Origin of the sequence: Povalibacter uvarum (genome assembly GCF_014202975.1) — a bacterium.
Classification (GTDB): domain Bacteria; phylum Pseudomonadota; class Gammaproteobacteria; order Steroidobacterales; family Steroidobacteraceae; genus Steroidobacter; species Steroidobacter uvarum.
This window is the reverse complement of the sequence record NZ_JACHHZ010000006.1, coordinates 343,925-369,903: the sequence shown is the minus strand read 5'-3', so window position 1 is coordinate 369,903 and position 25,979 is coordinate 343,925. Positions and strand designations below refer to the sequence as shown.

General features: G+C 63.1%; 19 protein-coding genes. 6 read left to right on the top strand and 13 right to left on the bottom strand.

Annotated elements, in window-relative coordinates:
* Positions 1-71 precede the first annotated feature (71 nt).
* Both HNQ60_RS23955 and HNQ60_RS23950 read right to left on the bottom strand, forming a co-directional pair.
* Complete coding sequence (locus HNQ60_RS23955) at positions 72-1,445, bottom strand: Kelch repeat-containing protein (RefSeq protein ID WP_184335308.1); 1,374 nt, start codon at positions 1,443-1,445, stop codon at positions 72-74.
* Between the two features lie 107 nt (positions 1,446-1,552).
* Positions 1,553-2,107: a thioesterase family protein gene (locus tag HNQ60_RS23950; RefSeq protein ID WP_184335307.1), complete on the bottom strand. Its 555-nt coding sequence runs from the start codon at positions 2,105-2,107 to the stop codon at positions 1,553-1,555.
* A gap of 182 nt (positions 2,108-2,289) precedes the next feature.
* On the opposite strand from HNQ60_RS23950, the gene HNQ60_RS23945 reads away from it, so the two are divergent.
* Complete coding sequence (locus HNQ60_RS23945) at positions 2,290-3,462, top strand: amidohydrolase family protein (protein WP_184335306.1); 1,173 nt, start codon at positions 2,290-2,292, stop codon at positions 3,460-3,462.
* Positions 3,463-3,520: 58 nt separating this feature from the next.
* On the opposite strand, the gene HNQ60_RS23940 is transcribed toward HNQ60_RS23945, so the two are convergent.
* From HNQ60_RS23940 to HNQ60_RS23920, 5 genes are read right to left on the bottom strand one after another with little or no spacing between them, the layout of a single operon-like run.
* Positions 3,521-5,119, bottom strand: coding sequence for a tannase/feruloyl esterase family alpha/beta hydrolase (locus HNQ60_RS23940; RefSeq protein ID WP_184335305.1), 1,599 nt, complete (start codon positions 5,117-5,119; stop codon positions 3,521-3,523).
* Positions 5,116-6,429 (bottom strand): MFS transporter, encoded by a 1,314-nt coding sequence (locus HNQ60_RS23935; RefSeq protein WP_184335304.1) that lies wholly within the window; start codon positions 6,427-6,429, stop codon positions 5,116-5,118. The genes HNQ60_RS23940 and HNQ60_RS23935 overlap by 4 nt, the downstream gene beginning before the upstream one ends.
* Positions 6,429-8,585, bottom strand: a complete 2,157-nt coding sequence (locus HNQ60_RS23930; protein WP_184335303.1) for a TonB-dependent receptor — start codon at positions 8,583-8,585, stop codon at positions 6,429-6,431. Before HNQ60_RS23930 ends, HNQ60_RS23935 begins: the two co-directional genes overlap by 1 nt.
* Positions 8,586-8,606: 21 nt before the next feature.
* A complete protein-coding gene (locus HNQ60_RS23925; RefSeq protein WP_184335302.1) occupies positions 8,607-10,010 on the bottom strand; it encodes an FAD-binding oxidoreductase in 1,404 nt (467 codons plus the stop codon).
* Complete coding sequence (locus HNQ60_RS23920; protein WP_184335301.1) at positions 10,007-10,768, bottom strand: FadR/GntR family transcriptional regulator; 762 nt, start codon at positions 10,766-10,768, stop codon at positions 10,007-10,009. The genes HNQ60_RS23925 and HNQ60_RS23920 overlap by 4 nt, the downstream gene beginning before the upstream one ends.
* 211 nt (positions 10,769-10,979) lie before the next feature.
* Here HNQ60_RS23920 and HNQ60_RS23915 point away from each other — a divergent pair, with 211 nt between their 5' ends.
* Positions 10,980-11,435: a GNAT family N-acetyltransferase gene (locus tag HNQ60_RS23915; RefSeq protein ID WP_184335300.1), complete on the top strand. Its 456-nt coding sequence runs from the start codon at positions 10,980-10,982 to the stop codon at positions 11,433-11,435.
* A 105-nt stretch (positions 11,436-11,540) separates the two neighbouring features.
* On the opposite strand, the gene HNQ60_RS23910 is transcribed toward HNQ60_RS23915, so the two are convergent.
* Positions 11,541-12,848, bottom strand: a complete 1,308-nt coding sequence (locus HNQ60_RS23910) for a serine hydrolase domain-containing protein (RefSeq protein ID WP_184335299.1) — start codon at positions 12,846-12,848, stop codon at positions 11,541-11,543.
* Positions 12,849-12,973: 125 nt separating this feature from the next.
* Between HNQ60_RS23910 and HNQ60_RS23905 the strand changes: the two genes are divergently transcribed.
* The gene (locus HNQ60_RS23905; RefSeq protein WP_184335298.1) at positions 12,974-14,137 is read left to right on the top strand and encodes a DUF3089 domain-containing protein; all 1,164 of its coding nucleotides are present in this window, start codon (positions 12,974-12,976) and stop codon (positions 14,135-14,137) included.
* Between the two features lie 6 nt (positions 14,138-14,143).
* On the opposite strand, the gene trxC is transcribed toward HNQ60_RS23905, so the two are convergent.
* Entirely contained in the window at positions 14,144-14,581 is a 438-nt protein-coding gene (gene trxC / locus HNQ60_RS23900; protein WP_184335297.1) for a thioredoxin TrxC, read from the bottom strand.
* An 87-nt stretch (positions 14,582-14,668) separates the two neighbouring features.
* Between trxC and HNQ60_RS23895 the strand changes: the two genes are divergently transcribed.
* The gene (locus HNQ60_RS23895) at positions 14,669-15,901 is read left to right on the top strand and encodes a TCR/Tet family MFS transporter (protein WP_184335296.1); all 1,233 of its coding nucleotides are present in this window, start codon (positions 14,669-14,671) and stop codon (positions 15,899-15,901) included.
* 109 nt (positions 15,902-16,010) lie between these two features.
* Here the strand turns inward: HNQ60_RS23895 and HNQ60_RS23890 are convergent, their stop codons facing one another.
* A complete protein-coding gene (locus tag HNQ60_RS23890; protein ID WP_184335295.1) occupies positions 16,011-19,016 on the bottom strand; it encodes a TonB-dependent receptor domain-containing protein in 3,006 nt (1,001 codons plus the stop codon).
* 318 nt (positions 19,017-19,334) lie between these two features.
* Positions 19,335-20,651 (bottom strand): PQQ-dependent sugar dehydrogenase, encoded by a 1,317-nt coding sequence (locus HNQ60_RS23885; RefSeq protein WP_184335294.1) that lies wholly within the window; start codon positions 20,649-20,651, stop codon positions 19,335-19,337.
* A 164-nt stretch (positions 20,652-20,815) separates the two neighbouring features.
* Between HNQ60_RS23885 and HNQ60_RS23880 the strand changes: the two genes are divergently transcribed.
* Entirely contained in the window at positions 20,816-21,613 is a 798-nt protein-coding gene (locus tag HNQ60_RS23880; RefSeq protein WP_184335293.1) for an exodeoxyribonuclease III, read from the top strand.
* Positions 21,614-21,624: 11 nt separating this feature from the next.
* Here HNQ60_RS23880 and HNQ60_RS23875 read toward each other — a convergent pair whose 3' ends face one another.
* The gene (locus tag HNQ60_RS23875; RefSeq protein WP_184335292.1) at positions 21,625-22,140 is read right to left on the bottom strand and encodes a DUF2490 domain-containing protein; all 516 of its coding nucleotides are present in this window, start codon (positions 22,138-22,140) and stop codon (positions 21,625-21,627) included.
* A gap of 83 nt (positions 22,141-22,223) precedes the next feature.
* On the bottom strand, positions 22,224-23,024 hold the full coding sequence (locus HNQ60_RS23870; RefSeq protein ID WP_184335291.1) for a DUF72 domain-containing protein: 801 nt from the start codon (positions 23,022-23,024) through the stop codon (positions 22,224-22,226).
* A 206-nt stretch (positions 23,025-23,230) separates the two neighbouring features.
* On the opposite strand from HNQ60_RS23870, the gene HNQ60_RS23865 reads away from it, so the two are divergent.
* A complete protein-coding gene (locus tag HNQ60_RS23865) occupies positions 23,231-25,957 on the top strand; it encodes a TonB-dependent receptor domain-containing protein (protein WP_184335290.1) in 2,727 nt (908 codons plus the stop codon).
* Positions 25,958-25,979: the final 22 nt, after the last annotated feature.

The following is a 25,979-nucleotide window of genomic DNA, read 5'->3' as shown; positions in this document are numbered from 1 at the left end:
CGGGCAAGGGGAAGCCGCACGGCGATGCTTGCGTCGATCACAACGCTGCATCGGCCGTGCGGTTGACAGGACTACTCGAAGATCTCCGCGGACGAGAGCACGCGCTGCTGCTCGTCGAGACCGCCGAATATGAGGACCTTGCCGTTGGGCAAACGCGTCGCGGTGTGCAGTTTGCGCTTGGCATTCATCTGCGGACCGTCGCGGCGTTCCGTCGGTGCGCCGAGCAGCTCAGTCGTCTGCGTCGCGGAGAGCGCTGATGTCGTCGTCTCGCCGCCGGCGATCAGTACTCGTGTGTCTGCCAATCGTGCGACCGCCGCGGAGCTGCGCGGTGTGGCGAGGTTGAAGCTCTGCAGAAAGGTCGACGTCGCTGGGTCGAAACGTTGCACTGCCGTCAGAGGCTCTTCGTCGAAATCCTTGCCGCCGAGCATCCACACGATCCCGTCCTGCACCGTGTGGGCGACGTGACGGTATCGCTCGCCGTTCTCGGGATCCTGCAGCGTCGTCGAGTTGCCCGTGACCGGATCGTACAGCTCAGGCGGGGCCGGCTGATTGTCGAGGGTGACGCCGCCGTAGATCAGGAATTTCCGGTCGTCGATGCGGACCATCGAGTGATCGGCGCGTCCGACGTTGAGGCCGCCGGGCAGCAGCGTGAATTCCTCGTCCTCCGGATCGTACAGCTCGACCGTTTGCGTGTATGCCTGCCCGGACACCATGCCGCCGCTGATCAGCACGCGGCCGTCCATCAGCTTCGTTGCCGCGGCGTAGAGGCGATTGAACGCAGGCTGGTCATCTGCTGTCCTGACCGCCCCGGTCTGGCCATCGATGATCTCCGCGCGCGGTGAGCTCGTGAGCCCGGGAATGCCGCCGTAAACCAGCACATCTCCATCGTTGAGCGACACGGCGGTAAAAGCAACGCGTCCGCTGCTCAGAGAACCGAACTGCTTGAACGTCTCGTCACTCGGATCGAAGACGAAGATTTTCTCCGGGAGGATGTTCTCCGTGCCTTCGCCGCCGAAGATGATCACGCGACCATCGTTCAGCGCCGCAGCTGCATGTTCGGAGCGTGCGAACGGCGCGGTCACTGCGCGAAAGCGCTCGCGATACCTGACTGAGACATCCAGATAGCGGATGTCCGTCTCGGTGCCGTTGGTTACCGTGAGCTTGTAGCGGATGTTTGCCGTGAGCACCGGCGTCGTGATCGTCTGTCCGTTGGTTACCGCGATGTCGCCCGGTTCGATGCGACCGGTGCCGCTCGGGAAGGCCGCCGTGATCTTCGCGGTCTCACCGACGAAATAGCTGCTGCTGTCCGCCTTCAGCTGGATATCGGGATTGTCGGTTTCGTCGTCGTCGCTGCTGCCGCAGGCCGTGAGTGATGCTGCGAATGCCAGGACCAGGACAGGCAGGAATGCCCGATGTTTCCATGCTTGATGCACTGCTGAGAACATGATGCTTCCTCGTGGCGAGATGGGCCACGTGAAGCATCGTCGCATCGATACGAGGTGCGGTTCGTAACGGGATTGTTACGGCGGTGTAGTGAGTATGTTTCCTGCGCTCATCGCAACCCCTGCGCCGCTTCTTCTTCCCTCAGCATCTGGGACAGCGATTCACACCCGTCGTGCCACTGCGCCGCCCAGCGCGGCAATGCGGGCGAAGTGGCCGAGACCCCGAGCCCCTCCATCAGAAGGCCCGGCGCCAGCGGACCTTTGGGTCCGCGAAAGACACCGCGGATGCCGACGACGCCCACGACACGATCGGCTCTCACGAATCGATGCTCGAGGAACCCCCACTTCTCGTCCCATCCGACGAGGCGGGTGCGGATCTCGAATTGTTCGAACGCGCGGACTTCGCGACGGAATTTCGCGATCGCGTCGCCGACGACGGGCACTGCACCGTGCTGCCGCGCGACCTGCAGTGTGCCGCTGCGAACGAACCAGTCGAATCGTCCGAGGTCGGCCAGCGTGAGATAGCGGCCGTTGTTGACGTGCAGGTTGAAGTCGAGATCGTTCGGCCATGCGCGCAGGCGAACGCAGCTCGTCCCCAGCAATTCCATGCGTCGCGCGCCGGGCAGTTTCGACGCCACTTTGATCAGTCTCAGCCAGGGAAACATCGATCCTCCGCAGTGGATTTATCCGCACTGCAGTACCGTTGAGCAAACAACTGATAACTCGATTGACAGTGCGCGGGACGAGGGACTAGCGTCGGTCGCGAAGTCCACGCAGTGCGTCGCGCCCGCGGGCGTGATCACCGCATCACTGGATCACCTCGTCACTTCCGGGATCGGAGTGTGCCATGACCTACGCGACCAATCGCGTCTATTGCGATGCCGATAGCCACATCATGGAAACGGTCGACTGGATCAGCCGGCACGCGGACCCCGAGGTTCGCGACCGCCTGCCGCCGCTGAACCTCAGCAAGTCCGGCACGAAGAGTTTCGATTTCATCGACGATGCGGTGACGAAGCAGAGGCAGCGTGCGCAATCGCACGAAGTACTGCACGACGTGGTCCGGGGCGTGAAGGGCTGGAATGCCTACGGTGCATTCGATCCCGCCGAGCGCAGCGGCGCTCTCGACGATCTGGGATTCGCGCGTCAGCTCGTGTTCTCGACGTTTTCCGGCGGACAGTACCTGCAGCATCCCGACATGAACGTTCGTTACGGCGGCGTTCGTGCCCACAACCGCGCGATGGCGTCGTTCTGTCGCGGCGACAAGCGCCTCATCGCCGTGGGCCAGTTGTCGCTCGCCGATCCGCGCAAGTGCGTCGAAGAGCTGAAGGAAGGAGTGCGGCTCGGATGCGGTGCGTTCTGGATTCCGGCCATGCCGGTCGACGAGCGCTCGCCGGGACATTCCGATTTCGATCCGGTGTGGCAGACGTTCTGCGATCTGGACGTGCCCTTCATGTTGCACGTCGGTCCGAACAGTCCGACGAAGCTGGCCGCTTACGAGAACAACGGCAAGCCCCGGCCGAAAGACATCACGGGCGCGGAGCAGGGCGAGAATCTGCGCGTGCGGGATTTCATGGTGCTCGCGATCGCTCCCCAGCAGTTTCTGACGGCGCTCGTGTTCGATGGCGTGTTCGAGCGTTTCCCCGCGCTGCGCGGCGGAGTGATCGAGCTCGGCGCAGGCTGGGTGCCTGAGTATCTGCGCACGCTGGACATCAGCCAGAAGATCTTCAAGCGGACGGACGAATCTGTCGCGGCGCTGAAGATGAAAGCATCCGACTACATTCGGCGCGCGGTGAAGTTCACGCCGTTCCCCGGCGAGGACGTCGGTCGGATGATCCGCGACGCCGGTGAGGATCTGTTCCTCTTCTCCAGCGACTATCCGCACCCCGAAGGCACCGACGATCCGATCGGTCGCTTCGAGCGGACGTTTACGGACCTGTCGGAAGAGGCGAAGCAGAAGTTCTACTTCGAGAACTTTCAGCGGATGATGGACGGGCCGACGGGAGCGCCTTCGGCGTGACGTCCGGCTAGAGGCGGACTCACAGGCAGAAGCCTGACCCACTCAAGGGTGGGCAAAGTCAGGGAAGAGCACAGCGAAAGCTCTCGCTGCGCTCGATCGGGCCGCTGCCATCCCACTTCGAGACTTGCGGATACGCACACAGCGGCCGCGTCGATTGCACTGCCTTGGCCGGATCGTCGTTGACGTACTTCGTCGCGATGATCTGTGACGGCGCGACGTCGTGTTCCACCCATTTCTCCAGCGCGAAGAGCGTGTCGTGCTCGGCGTTCGCCGGGCCGCGCGGACCGAGATTGCCGAACGCATTCGCCCCAGGGCCGAATCCGCAATGGAGCACGCCGGGCGCGAGAAACAGGCGATAGAAGTCCTGCGTAGCCGGCAGGCTGCCGGTGTTCTTGACGACGTCATCGTAGTAGCGCACCGACATCGCCGGCGGAATCGAGCCGTCGAGCAGTCCGTGATACTGGATCATCTTGCCGCCGCGTTTGCGGAACGCACTCAGGTCCGGGTTCGACGCATCCATCAGCGCGCCCAGCTTCGCACGAGCTTTTGCGGTGTCGTTCGTGAAGTCGAAGTTCCGGAAGTCCCATTCCTTGTTCTCGAATACGAAGCCGCCGTAGTAACCCTTTGCGAAGAGCACCTGAGCGCTCGCTCCCGGTGCGCCGCCGAAGGCGTACGCACGCAGACCGCCACCCATCGCGCTCGTCTCGTTCTCCCCGGACGGCACGTAGCCTGGCGCGATCTCCTTGCCCGACTGAGGATCGCGAAGGCCAGCGTAGAGCTTGCGCAGAGCGTCGACTTGCGGCGGAGTCAGGCATTGATCCGTCGCGCCATCGCGGCAGGCAAGGACGGCCGGATCGAAGTTGCAGCGGTCTGGTGCCGATACGACACCGTCTTCGACGCCGTCGTTCTTGTCGCAAGCTACGAGCGCCGCTTTCTGGATCAGCGGCAACTTGTCCGGCGGAATGAACGTGGCGGGATCCTTGTGCAGCGCCTGGCTGCTCCACACGAAGCCCGTCAACAGGTCGGTCCAGTAGTTCGCCGGCGCGCCCACGACGATTCCATCGAAATCGGCGGGATAGCGCTGGGCTGCAATCAGCGCTTCGCGTCCACCTTCTGAACAGCCGAAGAAATAGGCGCGCTTCGCTTTCGAGCCGTAGTACTCGGCCGTGATGCGCTTGCCGGCTTCTGTCGTCACATGCACGGCACGCTCGGCGAAGTCACGAACCTTTTCCGGTGCGCCGATTGCCCAGCTGCCGTCGAACGGATTGCCTTTGTGGCCATTGTCGGTCGACGTCGCGGCGTGCCCGCGTTCGAGCATCTGCGCGAGAAGCGGGTGGAAAATGATCCCAGCAAGGCCGCCGTTGCCCACCTGCACGTAACGGCCGCTCCAGTTCGATTGAGGCAGCCACACTTCGAAGCCGATCTGCGATTGCACAGTCGGCGTTGCGATGCCGATCACGCGACAGAAGGGCGGCAGGCCAGTCATCGTCTGGCCCAGATCGGACTTGAGTGAGCCGCTGGTCTCCAAGGTGGCCGCAGTGATCTTCACTTCGGGCAGCTTCAGTGCGGAGAGTTGTTCGCACGTCGCTTTCTCATCCGCTCTGACCGCCTGGAAGAGCCCCGAGACCGCCAGCAGAACCGCAAAGGTTGCTCTCATTGCGACACCTTGTTCAGAAGACCAACTGGATGGGCATTGCGCGCCCGCTCCCGCAACACGAGGCCCGCGCCGACCGCGAGGCAGGCCGCAATGAACATCAGGCTGAGCGCGTAGCTGCCCGTGCGTTCCTTCACGAGGCCAATGGCGCTGGGGCCGAGGAAGCCGCCGATGTTGCCGATGGAGTTGATCAGTGCGATTGCGCCGGCAGCGGCGGCGCCCTGCAAGCCGGCGGTCGCATAGGCCCAGAAAGCGGGAAGGCCGCAGTAGATGCCGATTGCGGCAATGCAGAGCGCGGCGAAGCCAAGCACCGGATTGTCGATCGATCCGCTCACGACCAGGGCAACCGCAGCCATGAGCGCAGGCAACGCGACATGTAGTGCCCGTTCACCCGTTGCATCCGAATGCCGGCCCCACAGAACGAGCGCGACGCAGGCGAGCGCATATGGAATCGCCGTGACCAGTCCCACCTGCAGATGCGTCATCGAGCCCAGCGACGCAATGATCTGCGGCAGCCAGAAACTGAAACCGTACAGTCCGACGAGCACGCTGAAGTACACGAGTCCATGACGCCACACGCGCGGCATCAAGAGCGCTTCGCGCAGGCTCGTCATGTGACCGTCGTCGTGTGCCGCGCGTTCTGCGGCGAGATCGTCGCTCAGTGCCTGCTGTTCCTGCGGCGTGAGCCATCTTGCCTCGGACGGGCGATCCGGCAGATAGAAGAGAACGACGACGCCGAGCACGATGGTCGGGATCGCTTCGAGCAGGAACATCCACTGCCAGCCCGCGAAGCCCATCGCCCGGATCTCGAGCAATGCGGTCGAGATCGGTGCGCCGATGACGCTCGAGAGCGGCAGCGCAATCATGAAGAGCGCGATGATTCGTGCCCGATGACGCGCGGGGAACCAGCAGGTGAGGTAGTAAATGATGCCGGGGAAGAATCCTGCCTCGGCGATGCCGAGCAGGAAGCGGACCGTATAGAAGGAAGTCGGGCCCTGAACGAAGGCCATCGCGGCCGACAGCACGCCCCAGGTCAGCATGATGCGTGCGATCCAGATCCGCGCGCCGAAGCGCTCGAGCAGGATATTGCTCGGCACTTCGAACGCGACGTACCCGAGGAAGAAGATGCCGGCACCGATGCCGAACACCGCTGACGACAGGCCCAGGTCGGCGTTCATCGTGAGCGCCGCGAATCCAACGTTCACCCGATCGAGGAAGGCGAAGAAATAGAGCGCGCCGAGGAAGGGAATCAGGCGCCACGCGACCTTGCGCAGCGCCGATTCTCCCGGTGTCCGATCGGTTGTGTGGCTCATCAGAACTCGTATTGCAGTCGCAGACCCACGTTACGCGGCGCGCCGAGGATGCCGAGATCCTGGTTGAGCAGGCCCAGGGCCGCCAGCAGCGAGCCGTCGATGAAGGACTCGAAGTATTTCTCATCCGTGAGGTTGTTGGCGAATACCGTTGCGGTGAGGCCCCCCAGGCGGTAGCTCAGCGATGTGTTTACGAGGTAGTAGCTGTCCAGAATCGACGGTGTGGTCGGATCGAAGCTGGAGCCAGGGCGGCTGCCCTTGCCGGTGACGCCGAGATTCCAGTCGATCTCGCCGTTGCCGACCGGAACGTTCAGGTCCGAGCTCAGGCTGAAATTCCAGTCGGGCTGGAACAGCAGTCGATCCGTTGCCAGCGGCGTGCCGGTGACGGCGATCCAGCCGCTCTGGTCGGTGATGCGGGCGTGCATGAGCGTTACGCTGCCACGCAGCGCCCAGAGGTCGGTGATCTTCGCGACGGCTTCCGTTTCGAGGCCGTACGACTCGACGTCGCCGAGGTTGAGATCGATCGAAACGAGGCCACCACCAGGACCGATCGCGAGTGCGTTCTGGCCGATGAAGTCGGTGTAGTCGTTGTAGTAGATCGCACTGGAAATGAACCAGCGACCGTCTTCGGAGGCGACCTTGCCGCCGATCTCGTACGTCCAGACAGTGTCGCCGTCGTAGGTCGAGAACTGCGCGGGGACGCTGGCGGCATTGAAGCCGCCGCCGCGATACCCCTTGGCGATCGACGCATACATCATCGTGTTCGGATTGAAGAAGCGCGTGAGCGAGACGCGAGGCTCGACTTCCGATGAGTCGATGGAGCGCGGCGGATCGGTGAGGACGACGCCCGGTGCCGTCGACACCGTCAGTGAGCTGTCGCGATCCCGGTCTTCCTCGTCGACACGAACGCCGAGAGACAATTCCCAGTCCTCGCTGAATCGCCACAAGCCAGTTGCGAAGATGGAGTACGTATTGCCGCTCGTGCTGGCGATCGAAGTCGTGACGCGATTGGCCGGAACGAGCAGTTGCGCCACGGAGGCGTCGGACTCCTCGCGATTCGCGTAGAGGCCGATCAAGGTCGAGAAGGTGTCGGTGAACTGCGTGTCGAAGCGCAGTTCACCCGTGTAAGTCTCGTCGATGCCGGCACCGTTCGAGCGCACGATGTCGAGCGGCAGGAAGTCACCGTCGCTCACGCTGGTGTAGTCGCGCTTGTCGTATGCAGCGATCGCAGTGACCGTTGTCTTCAATGACGCCAGTGGGAATTCGAGCTTCGCGTTGCCGCCGGTGTACTTGGTCGTCTGCCGGCCGATGACGTTCATCTGAACGTTGTCGCGATAGTCGGTCGTACCCGTCACGGCGTTGTAGTTCGTTGCGCCGCCGGTGAAGTCGAGGTAGTAGCCGTTCACCGTGAGCCGCGTATCGTCGTTGAAGTCCCAGATCACACTGGCATCGGCCTGGTCGCTGTCCGAGGCATCGACCTGGCCACCGATCAGCTTGTTCGTGAAGAAGCCATCGCTGTCGCGCGTCGCGACGGCGAGCTTGGCGCGGACCGAGTCACCAATCGGTCCGCCGATGCGGCCGCCGAACTCCTGGGTTTCGTTGCCTTCGCTGTACGAGCCGAAGACCTTGCCTTCGAAGGAGTCGCCGGGCGGACGCGTGATGATGTTGATCGCACCGCCGAGCGTATTCTTGCCGTAGAGCGTACCTTGCGGGCCGCGCAGCACTTCGATGCGTGCGATGTCGAGGGTCGGGTTGTTGATGTACGACGTTGCCGGTGCGTAGATGCCGTCCTGGAAGATGCCCACGCCCGGTTGCACGCCCGCCTGCAATGCCGTGCCGATGCCGCGGATCGACACGAATGCGCGGCCGACGCTATCCGAGTTGATGTTGAGTCCCGGCACGCCCGGTGCGATGTCCGCGACGGACCGCAAGCCGCTGCGGTCCATCGTGTCTTCGGTTACAGCCGTGATGGAGATCGGCACATCGATCAGCGTCTCGTCGCGCTTACGCGCGGTGACGGTAACCTGTTCGATGGTCTGATCCGCGCCGACATCCTGTGCCCGCGCCGGCAGCGAGTGCGTCGCTGCTACGGCAGCGGCGGCCATCACGAAGGCAAAACCTGCCCGTCCGGTAACAACCCGGCTTTTGAACGTACGCATCGTTTCCCCCGAAAACTGACTTTAAGAACTGCGGAACACTTTCCCCGGATTCAGGATGTCATGAGGATCCCAGGCCTCCTTGAGCCGTCGCATGAGAGCGACGACGGGTTCCCCAAACTCCGCCACGAGCTTGTCGCGCTTGCCGAGACCGATTCCGTGCTCGCCGGTGCAGGTGCCGCCGACGCGATGGGCATGCGCGATCATGGAGTCGTAAACCTTTTCCATGCGCGCGTGCTCGGCGGCATCGTCGGGCGCAAGCAGGAACAGCACATGGAAGTTGCCGTCGCCGACATGACCGACGATCGGTGCGATCAGCGAAGCACGATCGATATCGGCGCGCGTCGCAGCGACGCATTCGGCAAGGCCGGAGATCGGCACGCAGACATCGGCGACGACGCATTCGCATCCAGGACGCATCGCGAGCGCTGCGAAGTAGGCGTGATGCCGCGCACGCCAGAGTTTCGCGCGGCGTGCTTCATCGCAGGCCCAGTCGAGACCGGTTGCGCCATGAGCACGGGCGACCTCCTCCGCACGCTCGAATTGCTCCGCGACGCTTGCCTGCGTGCCGTGAAACTCAATGAAGAGCGTCGGCATCTCGGGCAGCGACAGTTTCGAGTGCGCATTGCAGGCGCGTACCTGTACGTCGTCGAGAAATTCGATGCGGGCGAGCGGTGCGCCGGACTGGATCAGCTCGATGACCGTCTCTACTGCGTCGCGCAACTGCGGAAACGAGCAGACGCCGCTGCCTACTGCTTCGGGCTGGCCGTGAAGCCGGAGCGTCGCTTCGGTGATGATTCCGAGCGTGCCTTCAGCGCCCGTGAAGAGGCGTACGAGGTCGTAGCCCGCTGAGGACTTTCGTGCGCGGCTGCCGCATCGGATCACTTCGCCGTTGGCGAGGACGACTTCAAGCGCGAGCACGTTGTGCGCAATCGTGCCGTAGCGAACGGTCGTCGTTCCGGAGGCACGGGTGGAGATCATTCCACCGAGTGTCGCGTTCGCACCGGGATCGACTGGGAAGAAGAGTCCGGTATCACGCAGATAGCTGTTGAGCGCTTCGCGAGTCACGCCCGGCTGAACGACGCAGTCCGCATCCTCGGCGTGAACCTCGACAACCTGGTTCATTCGCGACATGTCGAGGCAGATGCCGCCATTCGGCGCGCTCACATGTCCTTCGAGCGACGTACCCGCGCCGTAGGCGATGACTGGGATGCGCAACTCATGGCAGGTCCGCAGTACCTCGCTGACTTCGCCCGTATTTTCGGGCCAGATCACCGCGTCGGGCGGGAAGCCGGTCGCGAATGCTTCGCCACGACCGTGTTGTTCGCGGATGGCCGCACCGGTGCTGAGGCGCTGGCCGAAGCGGTTGCCGAGCGATTCGATCGCGCGCTGGGTGAGTGCGTGACGATCGCCCGCAGCCGCGTTCATGTCGCATCCTCGGCCGCGATGGCGGGTGCTTTCGCGCCGGAATCGATGTTCGGCATCGAAGCGACCGACAAGTCGAAATGCAGGGACATCGCGCCGCCGGCCCCGACGGCGTCGCCTGCGCACACGCGCTCGACGATGGCTTCGTGAGCGTCGACGATGCGCAGGAGCTCTTTCTCGCTGCGGCGACTGCCCAGGTCGATGCTCATCAGCTGTTCGAGCGGTGCGCGCAGCGCATTCAGGAGCAGCGGATTCAGCGGGTTCAGGCTCGCTTCGGCGAGCGTCGTGTGGATCGCCATGTCGGCCGCCATGCGTCGGGCGTGGTCGCGGACGCCGAGCGCGGAGCGCATCTGCATCACGAGTTCGTTGAGGAGCTTCTTCTGAGCGTCCGAAACGTGGCGGGCCGCAAGCTGCGCGCCCTGGACTTCGATGGCCCGACGGGTCTCGAGCACATGCGAGGGATTCACCTGGGCCGTGTTCAGGGCGTATCCGAATACCTGCGCGAGCACGTAGGCGCTCATCTGCTGCAGGCGCGGCCGGCGACCGCTTTCGATTTCGAGAATGCCGAGGGCGGCGAGGGTCCGATAGGCCTCACGCACGCTGCCGCGGCTGACCTGGAGCTCGCGGCAGATCTGCACCTCGCTCGGTACGGTGTCGCCCGGTCGCAGGCCTTCGCGTGAAATGAAGTCCAACAGATGCCGCGCCACCTGGGAGGAGAGGGTAGGCCGCTGGAGATTCGGTACCGACTGGAGCTTGGTCATGGGGTCCCCTGAGTGCGGGCGGGAATCTAGCAGCGAGCGCGTTGACCTGTCAAACAGGTTGGATAGGAATACGCCGGCTAGCGGCCAGACCGTCATGCTGGGGCTAGTAGGCGGAACGCCACCCGCACCGCATCATCTTCAACCTATTGGATAGGTTACGGCCGCTTGCGCTGCGCAAGGGCTGCAGCGCGACAGCGTTATGCTTTGTCGCATGCCAGTTGCTCTCGGCCCCGCGAAGATCGGTGATGCCCCAGCCATCGCGACGATGTCGCGCACGTTGATCGAACCGGGATTGCCGTGGCGCTGGACCCCCCGCCGTGTCGCGGCTCACATGAAGGAGCGCGAGAACCTCGTCGTCACGGCGAAGGAAGGCTCCGGGCTGGTCGGATTCGCGATGGCCCAGTTCGACACCGAATCGGTGCATCTCACGCTCATCGGCGTCGCCGAGGACCGCAAGCGCAGCGGGATCGGCAAGCAGCTCATCGCGTGGGTCGAAGAGAGCGCGATCGTCGCGGGCCTGTTCCGTGTGAATCTCGAAGTGCGCGCCAGCAATCAATCCGCACTCCGCTTCTATGCGGCGCTGGGCTACCGCGAGATAGGACGCGTCACGGGGTACTACAGCGGCATCGAGGATGCGGTGAGGCTGACGAAGAAGCTGGGAAGCTAAGAGTTCAAGAGTTCACACGGAGTTCACGCAGACCGGACGGGCACGATAAAAAAATCCATTCTGCCTCCGTGCTCTCCGTGAACTGCGTGTGAAATGCCGCTCTTCTCAGGGGTCCACCGGCTCCATGATCGACGCATAAACCATGTTCAGGAACTTGTCCCGGAAATCGCTCTGGTTCGGCATGAGCTGGATCATCAGCACGATCGTCATATGGGCCTGCGGATCGACGCGGTAGAGCGAGCCGTACGCACCGCCCCAGCCGAAGTTCTCCGGAGCAGCGAGGCCGCTCGAGCCGTATTGATTTACGGCGTCGAAGGCGAGGCCGAAGCCCATTCCCTCGGTGCGATAGAGCTTGCCGATCTGGTTCGTGCGCATGAGCGCGACGGTGCGCGGTGAGAGGATGCGAGTGCCGTCAAGGATGCCATCGTTACGGATCATTTCGAGGAAACGACCGTAGTCGCGAGCCGTGGAGACCAGGCCCGCGCCGCCGGAGAAATTGCGGCGAGGGCCTTCGACGTAGTGACCCTGGCCGCTCGGGCCTTCGGGCGCGCGCACGATGCGCAGATCGGGCCCCGAGCCATAGAGTGTCGCGAGTCGATCCGCCTGGTTCTTCGGGACAAAGAAGAACGTGTCGTTCATGCCGAGCGGGCCGGTGATGCGTGAGCGGACCACTTCGTCGAGCGATGCGCCGGCGGCGCGTTCGACGACACAGCCGAGAACGTCCGTGTTGTAGCCGTAGACCCAGGCTTCGCCGGGCTGCGAAATGAAGGGCAAGGTGCCGAGCCGGCCCATGGTGTCGCAGATCGGTTCGTCCTTGTCGGCCGTGTACCAGCCGTTGCCAGCGGCGGGTCCGAGGCCCTTGGCCTGATACTGATCGGCGATGTAGGGCTCGCGGCCGTACGACATGCCCGAGGTGTGGGTGAGAAGGTCGCGGATCGTGATCGCGCGCTTCGCCGGCACGATCGTGACCGCGCCTTTCTCGTCCTTCACCGCGACCGTGGTCTGGTTGAATTCGGGGATATAGCGGCCGACGGGATCGTTGAGCGTGAGCTTGCCTTCCTCCATCAGGACCAGCGCCGCCGCGCTGGTGATGGCCTTCGACTGCGAGGCAATGCGGAACAGCGTGTTCTTTTCGATGCGGCGCTGGGATTCCTTGTCGCTCCATCCCACTGCGCTTTCGTAGGCAGGCGAACCGTCCCGCAGGACCAGTGCGACGGCACCGGCGATCTGGCCATTGTCCACGTACTGCTGGATCAGGGCATCGATCCGTGCCAGGCGATCGGCCGAGAGGGCTGGAAGGGCTGCGGTTGCCCCGCGGGTTGTCGCAGATGCAGCGGTCGGTTGCGTCGAAACACAGGCGGAAAGCAGGAAGGTTCCCGACGCGGCAAAGGCAACCAGACCCCATCGATGCATGATTCTGCTCCGGCTCGTGTGAGTGAGCGTCCATCATGCAGGTGGGCCGGAGAGGATGCCAAGTCCTCGGATCCGGGTTCGGTTTTGTACAATCCCCGCAGCCTCGAACCGCGTAGGGTACAAGAATGAAAAAGCTGGCCTGGGGATTCGCCCTCCTGGTTGCCGTGATCGGCATCGTCGGCTACCTCAATCGCGACCTGATCGCGATGATGCTGGCGTTCAACCGCATGAAACCCGAGCACTCGTTTGCGCAGGACGAGCAAGCCGCAGCCCCCGATTACTCGCGGCCGGATGCCTGGGCGGCACTGCCCGATCGGGCGGACGCGGCGGACGTCGTTCTGGCCGGTGCGACTGACGTGCAGGCGACTGCACCGGTCGACGTGTTCTTCGTGCACCCGACGACGTACTACCGTCCGGATCACTGGAACCAGCGGCTCGACGATGCGGCGACCAACCAGCTCACCGACGAGTTCGTGCTGAAGAACCAGGCGTCGGTCTTCAACGGCTGTTGCCGTGTGTTCGCGCCTCGCTATCGACAGGCCACGGTCTACTCGTTTCTGGATCAGGGCCAGGACGGTCCAGCGGCGCTCGGGCTGGCGTACGAAGACGTCGAACGCGCCTTCGATCATTTCATCCGTGACATGAACGGCGGTCGCCCCTTCATCATCGCGGGACACAGCCAGGGATCGACTCATATCCGCAAGCTGCTGGTCCGCCGGGTGACCGGCACGCCGCTCATCGAGCGGCTGGTCGCCGTCTATCCCGTGGGATTCGCGTTCGATCAGGAAGCGTATGCCAAAGATGTTCCGGATATCCCGGTCTGTGCGAGCGAAACCCAGACGAGGTGTCTCGTCACCTGGAACACCGTTGGCCCGGACGTTCGCGAGTTCCAGGACACCTCCCGCAACATCTGCGTGAATCCGCTGACGTGGAAGGCCGACGGGGAACGCGCGGACTTTGCGTTGAATCTCGGCGCCGTGACGTTCAATCAGCGCTTCGAGACGAGATCAGGAGTTGCCGAGGATGCGACGTTCAAGCCGCGGGTCGAGGTCGGCGCGGCGGATGCTCGATGCGTGAACGGCAACCTGGTCGTGACCGAGATCCGCTCGGATCGCTTCGGCGCGAGACCGATGGGACGCGACAACTATCACATCTACGACTTCAGTCTGTTCCATATGAACATCCGGCGGAACGCGCAGGCGAGAGTGGAGGCGTTCATGGCGGCGCACTCCGTCACTCCCGCGAATGCGGGAGTCGATCCGGATGGATCCCCGCGTGCGCGGGAATGACAAGACCTAGCTCAGTGCCGACACCAGCCAGCGCTGCAACGTGCCAAGATCCATCGCGCCGGATTGCCTGGCGATTTCCTTGCCGCCGCGGAAAACGATGAGCGTCGGGATGCCGCGAATGCCGAAGCGTCCTGACAGCGAAGGTTCCTCGTCGGAGTTCACTTTGGCGAAGCGCGCGTTCGGCCCGGCTCTGCGCGCGGCTTCTTCGAAGTGCGGCGCCATCGTGCGGCAAGGACCGCACCAGGGTGCCCAGAAATCGACGATCACGGGCAGATCGTTGCGCGAAAGGTGTTTGTCGAAGTTGCTGGTCTTGAGCTCCAGCGGATGCGGATCGAACAGGAGCGCGCGGCATTTCGGGCAGTGCGGCGCGTCCTCGGCGCGCTCGGCCGGAACGCGGACGACGGAATCGCAGTTTCCGCAGACGACATGGATCGGGTCGCTCATTCGCTTCTCGCAGTGCGGCGGCAATGGGCGGAACATGAGGGTCCGCGCTGAGCATTGCAAGGTCCCGAAATCCATTGAGTGCGTCCGATGACTGCCGACCCCAGCAAGCGACCCCTGATCTTCATCTTCATTACGCGCCTCGTCGATGCGATCGGGTTCGGGATCGTGATGCCCGTGATGCCGCAGCTGCTCATGAGCATGGGCGCCGCGGATATCGCGGCGGCGACGCGGATCGGCGGATGGCTGCTGGTCACTTACGCGGTGCTGCAATTCTTCTTCGGCCCGGTGATCGGCAATCTCAGTGATCGCTTCGGGCGGCGGCCGGTCATCCTGATCTCGCTGTTCGCTTACAGCATCGACTATGCGCTGATGGGCATGGCGCCTTCGATTCTCTGGCTGTTCATCGGTCGCGCAATTGCAGGCATCGCTGGCGCGGTCTATGTGCCGGCTTCGGCGTTCGTCGCCGATGTGACACCGCCGGAGAAGCGGGCGCATGCGTTCGGTCTGGTCGGTGCCGCGTTTGGCCTGGGCTTCATCATCGGGCCGGGAATCGGTGGCCTGCTCGGTGAGTTCGGTCCGCGTGCGCCGTTCTTCGCGGCGGCAGCGCTCGCTGCGGCGAATCTGATCTTCGGATTCTTCGTGCTGCCGGAGTCGTTGCCGCAGGAACGACGGCGCGCATTCTCGTGGCGTCGTGCGAACCCGCTGGGTGTTGCCGCACTGTTGCGTCACTACCCGGCGGTGATGATCTACGCATTCGCCACGGCGGCGTTCCTGCTCGGCAACAATGTTTATCCGAGCACGTGGGCGTTCTTCATGACGGCGCGGTTCGACTGGTCGTCGGGCATGATCGGACTGTCGCTCGTGGCGACCGGAGTCGCGATGGCGTTGGCGCAGGCAACTCTCACTGGAAGGCTCGCGGCACGGATCGGCGGCGAGCGCGCAGCGTTGCTGGGATTGTCGACGGCTGCGCTGATGGCGCTTTGCTATGCGCTCGTGCCGCAGGGATGGATGGTGTTCGTGCTCGCGGGCGTCGGTGCGCTGCAGGCGATCACTTATCCATCACTGAATGCGCTCATGTCACGACAGATTCCGGCGAACGCACAGGGCGAGTTGCAGGGCGGCATTGCCTCGCTGACGAGCATTGCCAATGTCATCGGGCCGCTCGTGATGTCGCAGACGCTTGCTTACTTCACTGCACCCGGAGCGCCGGTGCATTTCCCCGGCGCCGCTTTTGTTCTCGCTGCTCTCATCAATACGGGCGCCGCGCTGCTCATCTTCTGGAAGCGACCTGCCGCTGCGCAAGCGGCGAGTGCCGCTTAGCAGTCACCACTCGTGGCATTCGATAGTCGTTCTCATTTGATTCGCAAGCGCGGCCCGCGGAAAGAAAAAGGGCGCTCCGTCGATGACGGAGCGCCCTTGAGCCTGACGATCAGAACTTCTGCGAGAAGCCGAAGAAGGCCTGCCGACCGAGGATGTCATAGGTCGGATATGAGTTCGGACCACCGGTGCCCGACACGTTCGTCGAGATCAGCGGCGGATCCTTGTCGAAGATGTTGTTGATACCGGCGCGCAGCGTCGTGCCGGTGCCGACGCTCCACAGCGCCGACAGGTCGAAATAGCTCACCGACGGCATGTGCGCGTTGAACGAGTCGAAGTCGCCGGTCGGATTCAGGTCCGGATCTGACTGGTTGGCGTCGAGGTCCACGCCATTGATGAAGCGCCAGTTGAGCGAGAGATCCAGATCCCACGGCGTTTCCCAGCTCATGCGCAGGTTGTGGCGCCACTCAGGCGTGATGGTCTGGCAGATCGTGCCGAACAGGCCGGCGCAATCGTAGCTCTGATCGGCTTCCGGCAGCGGCGTGTTGCCCGCTTCGAGAACATACGCACCGTTCAGCGCGAAGGAGAGACTGCCGATATCGCCGATCGGCAGCGAGTAGCTGATCTGCGCATCGACACCTTTCAGTGTGAGCTCGCCGACATTCACGCCGGTCTGCAGGATGTAGCCGCCCGTCTGCACGCTTGCACCGGTAAGGGCGCCTGCACCCGTGCGAACGATCTGGCTGCAGAACTCGGGATTGCCCGTATCGAGACACTGCTGGAACAGGAACGCACCTGGTATCGCTCCGACAGCGTCTTCGACCTCGATGCTGTAGTAGTCGAGGCTCGCGACGAGGCCCAGCGCGCCCGGCGCCCAGGTCAGACCCACGGAATACGTGTCCGCGAGTTCCGGATCGAGCTCGGGATTGCCGCCCGTGACCTGGCCGCACTGATTCGATACGCACTGAGGAATCGTGTTGGTGCTGCCGCCGTTGCCGTACTGAGCGGCCGTGACGCCGGTGCGCATGCAATCATCGAGCGAGCGGGTTGCCGGCGAACCGTCAGGCTGACGTGCGCAGGGATCGATGCCGAGGAAGCTCTGCTGACCGTAGTTCTGCGGGTTGAAGAGCTCGATGATGTTCGGCGCACGAATTGCGTGCTGATACGAACCGCGGAAGCGCAGGTCTTCGATCGGTGCGTACTGCAGCTCGAACTTGTACGTGTTGGTTTCGCCCGCCGTCGAGTAGTCAGAGAAGCGATAGCCGGCATCGAACACGAGGTCATAGATGGCGGTGCGTCCCTGGACCAGCGGGACACGAAGTTCCGTGAACGCTTCCCGGACGTTGTAGCCGTCATTGATCGCAACCGATGCACCGGCGAAGCCGGCGAGGTTGCCTGACAGCTCGGCAGCGTCGGGTTTGAACGCCAGATCCTCGGATCGATACTCGAAGCCGACGTTTACGCCGATGCCCGTGTCCGCGGTCGGCAGCTTGAGGCCGTACAGCCCGAGATCACCCGTGATGTCAGCGTGCGCGATCTTCTGCGTCACCGTGCCGTACGCCGTGCCATCGGTGTAGAGATAAGCGAGTTGCTCCGGCGTCACGCCGCCTTCGCTGAAGATGTTGAAAGGCACGCATCCTGCGTTGCCGCTGATGCACGTCGGGCTGCCCGGCGTCCCTGTTACCTGCAAGGCATCCGCGATCGCCTGGAAGTTCAGGTAGCTGGTGTTCAGGTTGTACAGCGACGTGTAGTAGTACTGACCGTAGGCGTCGTAGTTCCACGCATCGGTGAGATTGCCGCGTGTACCGACGACTGCCCGGTAGTTGTCATGCTCGAACTCCGCGATACGCGGGCCGCCTTCGATGTTGCGGCGACCGATGTTGACGTCGACACTCGTCGACCCGGGATTCGCCGTGTCCGCGGCGATCTGTGCCGGCGTGCACAGGATCGAGCGCTGCTGTGCGCTCAGCAGCGGATTGCTGCAGTTGATCGAGTAGAAGCCCGAGCCGTTGTACGGGTTCGAGTTCTCGAACAGACCCGACGGCGCGATTTCGACGCGCGTCCGGTCGTTCATGAAGTTGAACTCGACGTACGGCTCGAAGTAGTCGTTCATGGTCACATGCGCCATGAAGCCGCCCATGTAGCGCTCGTTGTCGCGATACATGTTCACGTAGGTGTTCGAGTTGAACTCCGGAGGCGGAGTCGAATCCACGCCGAGACCCCACGGCACGAACTGATTGCCAACGACTGCGTACTGCGCGGTAGTTCCCGCCGGCGAGAAGCGATTCGAGTTCGCCGATCCGCCGCATCGCGGTGTGCCGTCGGAGTTGAGCACGAGCTGGCAGCCCGCGAAGTCGATGTCGGCGCCCGTGATGGGATCGGCGGTGCGATACGTGAGGTAGCCCGTCACGTTGCCGCGCCCGTCGGCGATGTTGGCGCCGGCGGTGATCGACACGGTGAACGTGTCGCCGTCGTTAGTACTGCCGTCACTCACGGTCATGCCGCGCTCTCTGGCGAGTCCCTGCATGAAGCCGTTGTCGTTGTCGCGCTGGAAGACGTTGTACTGGGCGTCGATGTTCAGGCCCTCGAAGTCCTTCTTCATGATGAAGTTGACGACGCCTGCGATGGCATCCGAGCCGTACACTGCCGAAGCGCCGCCCGTGACGACGTCGACGCGCTCGACGAGCGACATCGGAATCTGGTCCAGGTTGGCGGAAGGATTCGGATTCGCCGTGTTGGCGTCGGCACTGCCGAGGCGCTTGCCGTCGACCAGCACGAGCGTTCGCTGCGGGCCGACGCCGCGCAGATTGACGGTCGTGAGTCCGCCAGGCGTGCTGAGCGAGTTCGATGTATTGGAGAAGTCGACCGCGGAGTTCTGAATCACCTGCGGCAGCTGGTTCAGGATCTCGACGACGTCCGTGCGGCCGGTCTGTTGAATCTCTTTCGACGACACGACCTGCACCGGACTCGTGCTGGTCAGGTTCGGCGCCGCGATGCGCGAGCCGGTGACGACGATCTCCTGGATGTTCTCGTCCTGCGCGTGCGCGGCCGATGCCGCCAACACACTCAGCAGTAGCGCCCTTAATGGGGAGCGCCACCGATGGCTGGTATTTGACATGGGGTTCTCCTGCGTTGTTGCTGTTCCGCAGGGACGACAATGCTGCGGGTCCCTGCACGCGAGGCTGACAGCTGCGCATTGCATGCGTCAGATCGACGCCTAACGTTGCGTGAAACGTACTGCGACGTTCACGCCGGCGCGGCGCAAGGGTTGCTCAAGTGGCTCAACGAAGACGATTTCCGCCACGGCTGAGACGCGCGGGACGAATGACGGATCATCAATTGTTAAATGTGGCGCGAGGGCGACGGCGTTTGTTCGTTGTTGCAACGAGTGCGAAGGAGAGCCGAGGTCGTTGCGCGGTGGTGCGCGGAAGAAACGTTACGGTGTCGATGCACCGATCCGCCAGATCACGTTTCCAACGTCATCGGCGACGAGCACAGCGCCCTTTGCGTCGACCGCCACTCCCACCGGTCTTCCGTACGCATCGCCTTTCTCGCTCAGGAATCCCGTGAGCAGATCCTCCATCGATCCGGAAGGCTTGCCGTCCGCGAACGGAACGAAGACGACCTTGTAGCCGCTCGGCGGATCGCGATTCCAGGAGCCGTGCAAGCCCACGATGGCGCCGCCGCGATAGCGTTGCGGCAGCAGATTTCCTGCATAGAAGGTGAGGCCCAATGCGGCGACGTGCGCGCCCACGGCGTAGTCGGGCGCAACTGCCTTGGCAACGAGATCATCGCGAGGCGGCTTCACGCGATCATCGACGTGCTGACCGAAGTAGCTGTAGGGCCAGCCGTAGAAGGCTCCATCGCGTACAGAAGTAATGTAGTCGGGGACGAGATCGTCGCCGAGCTCATCGCGCTCATTCACGGCAGTCCAGAGTGCTTTGGTTTTCGGCTCCCATGCGAGTCCGTTCGGATTGCGCAGCCCCGAGGCAAACAATCGAGTCGCGCCGCTCTTCGCATCGATCTCGAGAATCGCGGCGCGCTGCTCCTCTTTGTCCATCCCGTTCTCGGCGACGTTGCTGTTCGAGCCGACGGTGACGTAGAGCTTCGAACCGTCCGCGTTCGCGATCACGTTCTTGGTCCAGTGATGATTCAGGTCGCCCCCGGGCAGGTCCGCCACTTTCGTGCCCTTGTCGGTGATGCTCGTTGCGCCCGGCTTGTACGTGAATCGCATCAGCCCATCGGTGTTCGCGACATAGAGCGTGCTGCCCGAGAGCGCCATGCCGAATGGCGAGTTCAGGCCTTGCAGGAAGGGGGTCTGCAACTCGGCCTTGCCGTCGCCATCGGCATCGCGCAACAGGGTGATTCGATTCGCGCTCGGCACGGCCGCGCCGGCTTTCTTCATGGCCTGCTTCATCGCCCAGCCCTTGAGGCCTTTCTTGTCTTCCGGGCGGGGTGGCGCATTGGTTTCCGCCACGAGGACATCGCCGTTGGGCAGCACATAGAGCCAGCGCGGGTGATCGAGTCCCGAAGCGAACGCGTTGACCGCCAGTCCCTCGGCCGCCTTGGGTGTCGTGCCCTCGGGCCAGCCCACGGCCGGCGCGATCTTCACGACAGGAAGCACGGAAGCCTTGGGTTCCGGCAGCTGCGGATTCGGGCCGGTCGAAGCAGGTGGAGTGCCTGTCTGATCCGCAAGCGTCGGTGCTGCGGTCAAGGAGGCAATCGCAATGAAGCACGCAATTCCGGATTTCATGGCCGTCTCCGGCGCTCGTCGCTGGGGGTCCTTGCCAACAACGTCCTGCGGATGGCGCTGTTCCGTGCGGTTGTCCGCAGCGCCCGTCTACCGGCGGATTGCAGACGCGCATCGTCTTGTTAGTTGCACCTATACTTGCTTCCGGTTCGATCACGAGAACACCAATGAAGATCTACTCCTGGAACGTCAACGGCATCCGCGCGGTACTGAAGAAAGGCACTTTCCAGTCGTTCATGGAGGCGCACAAACCTGACATCCTTTGCCTGCAGGAGACGAAGGCGGAACGCGGACAGATCGAGATCGATCTGCCCGGTTATCACGAGTACTGGAACTCGGCGGTGAAGAAGGGCTACTCCGGCACGGCGATCTTCGCCAGGAAGGAACCGCTCTCGGTGATCAACGGCTTCCCGAAGGAGTTCGCGAAGCGTTTCAAATTCGCTGATGAGCTGAAGCGCGACGCAGCGGAGGAGGGCCGCGTGATCACGGCCGAGTTCGAGAAGTTCTACGTCGTTACCGTGTACACGCCGAACGCGAAAGACGATCTGAGCCGGCTGCCGCTGCGCCACAAGCACTGGGACCCTGCGTTCCTTGCTTACTGCCAGCAACTGGAGAAGAAGAAGCCCGTCGTTTTCTGCGGTGACCTGAACGTCGCGCACACCGAGCTCGACCTGGCGAATCCGAAGCCCAATCGCGGCAAGAAGGGTTTCACCGAAGAAGAGCGCGAAGGCTTCCAGAATTTCCTCGACGCCGGTTTCGTCGATACGTTCCGGAAGTTCACGCAGGGTAATGGTCATTACACCTGGTGGAGCGTGTTCTCCGGGGCCCGCGCCCGCAACGTGGGATGGAGAATCGATTACTTCCTGGTCTCAGGTGCGCTGAGCAAGTCCGTCAAGGCGGCGGAGATTCATTCGGATGTGATGGGCAGCGATCACTGCCCGGTGAGTATTACGTTGGCGAAGTGAGGGGCGGCGGCTCAGTGATCGAAATCGAGCCGCTGCAGCAGGCCGTGCTGGCGTGCGACCTTGAAGTTCAGGCGCCAGATGTTGTCGGTCCACTCGAAACTCTCGCCGGCCGTGCGAGTGAATTGCATGTGATAAATGAGTTCGGCGCGCACGTAATGGCCGATCACCCAGCCCAGCCCGCCGCGCAGCCGCGCGAGGTCCGATATGTCGCGATCGGTGCGATAGAACACTTCGACATCGGCGATGCCGTACCAGGCACCCGGCTGGTTGGCTTTCTCTGTTAGAGCGAACTCCGTGCCGAGCCGGTCGCGAAAGCGGAAGAACTCCTTGTCCTCGGCCCCGTCGAAATCCTGGATGCGGTACTCCATGCGCGCCAGGTTGTAGAAGGTCAGGCGCTGGTTGCGGATGAAATAGTTCTTCAATCCCACGAGCGGCCGATATTCGTTGATGTCGGGTGAGCTCTCGTTGTCCGTTCGCACGTTGAGCAGCACGCTCCACAGCTCGGCCTCCTTCGAGGAAGGAAACACCGCCGAGGCGCGGTCACAATCCGTAGCGGGGGCAACGGGACGCAGGCCAGGCCAGGGAAGGCTTGCCCGCTATCCGGCTCTGGTCACAGCGCCGCGATCAGACTCATCGCCGCGGCGGGTGCGCGTTCCTTCGCACCGTTGATGAAATAGATGAACACGTCGCGCGGCGCCGCCTTCGCGGGTTTCGTTTTCTCCACGCGCGGCAGATCGTCGGGTTCGGCACCGGTCGCCCAAATCCTTGCGCGCTCTGACCAATCACGGATTGCCGACGACGGGTAACCCGTCGGCTCGCTCGACACGCTACGGCGCAGGCGTGCGTAGATGAATCGCCCCGTTGCATCCGCGAAGCCGGGATAGCTTTCATCGTCTTCGAGTACGACGGTCACCGCGCGCTCGTGCGTGATTTCAAGGAAGCGTGGCGTCGTGAAGCTCTCGTGTCTCACCTCGACGGCGTGACGCAGGCGCACCCCGTTGGCTGCGCCGGGCAGCAAGTCGAGAAAGCGCTGCATGTCATCGGCGTCGAAGGCGTGTTTGGGTTCGAGCTGCCACAGGAGCGGCCCGAGTTTGGCGCCGAGTTCCGTGATACCACTGTCGATGAACCGCTGCAGGTGCGGACCCGCTTCGGCGAGAACCCTGCGCTGCGCCACGAATCGGGGCGCCTTCAGCGAGAACATGAAGTCGTCCGGCGTTGCTTCGCGCCACTTTGCGTACACGTCCGGTTTCTGCAGGCGATAGAACGTGCTGTTGATCTCGATCGCGGTCACTTTCGTGCTTGCGTAAGCGAGCTCGTCCTTCTTCGCCACACTCTTCGGATAGAACGTCTCGCGCCACGGCTCGTAGTTCCAGCCGCCGATGCCCACCCGTATCCGCCCCTGTCCGCCCATGCGCTGCCGTCTCCGTTGCCGTGGTTTTGCCGACGACGCCTCGCGCTATGTAGAAGCCCCGTTGCGTCCGTCGGGAGATCGCGGCACAGATTAACCGGTCCGCGCGCGAGGGGGCAGGAGTTGCCGGTCAGCCCCTCTAATGGAGGTGACCTTGCGGCGGCCGCGTCAGCGCCAGCCGCTGGCAATTCAAACAAGGGGGAGTTCTCATGCCGTCACGGAATACCTGGCTTGCTGCCGCCGTTTCTGCATCGCTCTGTATGCTGTGTGCCGCTTCGGCGACAGCTGCGGCGTCGACGCAATTCGATATACCCGCCCAATCGCTCTCTTCCGCGCTGCGCGTCTACGCCGAGAAGACGGGCGAACAGGTCGTTTTCTTTTCCGAGATCGGCGCAGGCAAGCAGTCCCAGGGCGTGCAGGGTCGCTACTCGAACGAGGAGGCGCTGCAGCGGCTGCTGAACAACACCGGGCTGCGAGCGCGTCGCGTCAACGATCGTACGATCGCGATTGCGCAGGCAGCCGACGCGGGTCCGGCCGCGACGGCCGAATTCGCTGCTCTGCAGCCCATGGCGCTGGCCGCACAGGCTCCAGCTCCCGCCCCGCAAGCGACGACCGCAGCGGCGTCGCCTCCGGCTGAAACTTCAGATGCGTTGTTCGGCGTCGAGGAAGTCGTCGTCACCGGTACCGCCGTTTCCGAGCGTACGAAGTTCGATTCCAGCGTCGCCATCTCCACTTTCGATGCGGATGCGATCGCGCAGCAGGCACCAGCCAGTTCGGCTGACCTGATCGCGCAGGTGCCTGGCTTCTGGGTCGAATCCACGGCCGGTACGACACAAGGCAATGTGTTCGCTCGCGGCATCATCCAGGACGGCGGCTATCGCTACGTCGCTCTGATGGAGGACGGGATTCCGATCTATCCCGTGTTCGAGCTGTCGTTCTACAACCCCGACCAGTTCGTGCGCGTCGATGAAACGATCTCGCGTGTCGAGGCGTTGCGCGGCGGCACGGCGCCGATCTTTACCGCGGGCGCGATCGGCGGCGCGGTCAACTTCGTCACGAAGAAGCCCGGCAACGAGTCCGAGGGCGTGGTGAAGTTCGGCATCAGCGACTATTCGATGTATCGCGGCGATTTTGCGTGGAGCGGTCCGATCAGCGATCAGTGGGGTCTCGCGTTCGGTGGGTACTATCGAACTTCAGATGGCATTCGCGATCCCGGATATACCGCTGACGAAGGCGGCCAGATCCGCGCGAAGCTGCTGCGCCAGTTCGACGGCGGCGAACTCGAGTTCTTCGTCAAGTACATCAACGATCGATCGTTGTTCGCGGTCCCGATTCCGTTGCAGGGCAGCGCGTCGGATCCCGATGCGATCAACGGCCAGGATGCCGGTACCTACTCTTTGCACAGTGCGAATCTCGCGCGCGCTGGCTTGCCCGATTCCGCTGCCGAGCTGGGACTGCAAGGCTCGAGTCTCGAGGATGGCATTCACCCCGATCTCGCAACGGGCGGCTTCCGGTTCCAGTGGGACATCAATGACACGGTCAACTTCACCAATCTCGCGCGCTACACCGACGGCAGCGTGCGCTTCGACGGCATTTTCCCGGGCGATCCGCCGGTGCTCGGCGCCGACTTCGCAGCGGGCCGTGGGGTTGCGCCGAACTTCACGTATGTGGACGGCGGCGGCGCTTACGCAGCAAATCAATTCGTGCAGAACCACGGCCACTGGGTCGTGAACAAGGAGTACGAGGCGTTTCAGGACGACATCCGCTTCAACCTGGACCTCGGGTCGAACAACCTCACGCTCGGTCTCTATTACGCCGACTACTCCATGGAGGATCGCTGGAGCCTCGGCAATCTGATGCTCATGGATGTGAGCAGCCGGCCGTCGCGTCTGTTGCTGCCGGGTGTTACCGATCCGGAGGGCTTCACCCAGTATTCCTTCTTCAATCTCGCCGCGGACTACGAAGCGACGGAATGGTCGCTGTATGCCTCGGATGAGTGGCAGGTCACCGATGCATTCCGCATCGATCTGGGTGTTCGCTACGACGATGAGGACATCGAAGGAACGATCAGCGTGCCGACCGCGGTGGATCTCGACGGCAATCCGGCGACGACCTACGACGCAGGAACATCGCTCGCTTTGCTGGCGCCCGCCAACAGCGTGGACGAGAGTTTCGACAACCTAGGGTGGTCGATCGGTTTTAACTACGAGTTCACGGACAGCCAGGCGTTTTTCGGCCACTACACCGAATCGGCGAAGCTGCCGCACTTCGATGATGTGCGAAATGGTGTGCTGGAGAAGGACAACGTCAGCAACGTGGAGCTCGGGTACAAGGTCTCGTTCGACACGATCGCAATGTTCGCGACGCTGTTCCAGACGGAGTTCGACAATGTGCCCTTCCAGGACATCCTGGCGGACGGATCGACGGTCGTGCGGCGGGCACAAACCAAGACGCGCGGCATCGAGCTGGAGGGCGAGTGGCTGCCCGTCGAGTCGCTGAACATCCGCTTCACAGCCACGTGGCAGCAACCAGAATACGAGAACTTCACCGGCACGAATGCCAACGGCACGCCGTTCGACAACACCGGCAACACGATCCGCCGCATTCCGGAAGTCATGGGCCGGCTCACGCCGACCTGGTACTTCATGGATTCACGCGGCCGGCTGTACCTGACCTACACCTACGTCGGCAAGCGCTTCTCGAACGACGAGAACACGATCGAGCTGCCGTCGTACTCGAAGGTCGATGCCGGCGTGATGTTCGACATCACCGAGGCATTCAGCGTGCAGTTGTCCGGAGACAATCTGACTGACGAAGTCGGACTCACCGAGGGCAATCCGCGCACGGATGTCGGTGCCGGTGGCATCGGAGCGGTGTACATGGCGAGGCCGTTGTTCGGGCGATCGTTCATGGGGTCGGTGACGTTCAAGTTCTGAGTTGCCGTCATCCCGCGCACGC

What these genes read in the sequence shown, in the direction of transcription:
- HNQ60_RS23955 (WP_184335308.1), bottom strand. Translation starts at nt 1,445, where the DNA reads ATGTTCTCAGCAGTGCATCAAGCATGGAAACATCGGGCATTCCTGCCT.
- HNQ60_RS23950 (WP_184335307.1), bottom strand. Translation starts at nt 2,107, where the DNA reads ATGTTTCCCTGGCTGAGACTGATCAAAGTGGCGTCGAAACTGCCCGGC.
- HNQ60_RS23945 (WP_184335306.1), top strand. Translation starts at nt 2,290, where the DNA reads ATGACCTACGCGACCAATCGCGTCTATTGCGATGCCGATAGCCACATC.
- HNQ60_RS23940 (WP_184335305.1), bottom strand. Translation starts at nt 5,119, where the DNA reads ATGAGAGCAACCTTTGCGGTTCTGCTGGCGGTCTCGGGGCTCTTCCAG.
- HNQ60_RS23935 (WP_184335304.1), bottom strand. Translation starts at nt 6,429, where the DNA reads ATGAGCCACACAACCGATCGGACACCGGGAGAATCGGCGCTGCGCAAG.
- HNQ60_RS23930 (WP_184335303.1), bottom strand. Translation starts at nt 8,585, where the DNA reads ATGCGTACGTTCAAAAGCCGGGTTGTTACCGGACGGGCAGGTTTTGCC.
- HNQ60_RS23925 (WP_184335302.1), bottom strand. Translation starts at nt 10,010, where the DNA reads ATGAACGCGGCTGCGGGCGATCGTCACGCACTCACCCAGCGCGCGATC.
- HNQ60_RS23920 (WP_184335301.1), bottom strand. Translation starts at nt 10,768, where the DNA reads ATGACCAAGCTCCAGTCGGTACCGAATCTCCAGCGGCCTACCCTCTCC.
- HNQ60_RS23915 (WP_184335300.1), top strand. Translation starts at nt 10,980, where the DNA reads ATGCCAGTTGCTCTCGGCCCCGCGAAGATCGGTGATGCCCCAGCCATC.
- HNQ60_RS23910 (WP_184335299.1), bottom strand. Translation starts at nt 12,848, where the DNA reads ATGCATCGATGGGGTCTGGTTGCCTTTGCCGCGTCGGGAACCTTCCTG.
- HNQ60_RS23905 (WP_184335298.1), top strand. Translation starts at nt 12,974, where the DNA reads ATGAAAAAGCTGGCCTGGGGATTCGCCCTCCTGGTTGCCGTGATCGGC.
- trxC (WP_184335297.1), bottom strand. Translation starts at nt 14,581, where the DNA reads ATGAGCGACCCGATCCATGTCGTCTGCGGAAACTGCGATTCCGTCGTC.
- HNQ60_RS23895 (WP_184335296.1), top strand. Translation starts at nt 14,669, where the DNA reads ATGACTGCCGACCCCAGCAAGCGACCCCTGATCTTCATCTTCATTACG.
- HNQ60_RS23890 (WP_184335295.1), bottom strand. Translation starts at nt 19,016, where the DNA reads ATGTCAAATACCAGCCATCGGTGGCGCTCCCCATTAAGGGCGCTACTG.
- HNQ60_RS23885 (WP_184335294.1), bottom strand. Translation starts at nt 20,651, where the DNA reads ATGAAATCCGGAATTGCGTGCTTCATTGCGATTGCCTCCTTGACCGCA.
- HNQ60_RS23880 (WP_184335293.1), top strand. Translation starts at nt 20,816, where the DNA reads ATGAAGATCTACTCCTGGAACGTCAACGGCATCCGCGCGGTACTGAAG.
- HNQ60_RS23870 (WP_184335291.1), bottom strand. Translation starts at nt 23,024, where the DNA reads ATGGGCGGACAGGGGCGGATACGGGTGGGCATCGGCGGCTGGAACTAC.
- HNQ60_RS23865 (WP_184335290.1), top strand. Translation starts at nt 23,231, where the DNA reads ATGCCGTCACGGAATACCTGGCTTGCTGCCGCCGTTTCTGCATCGCTC.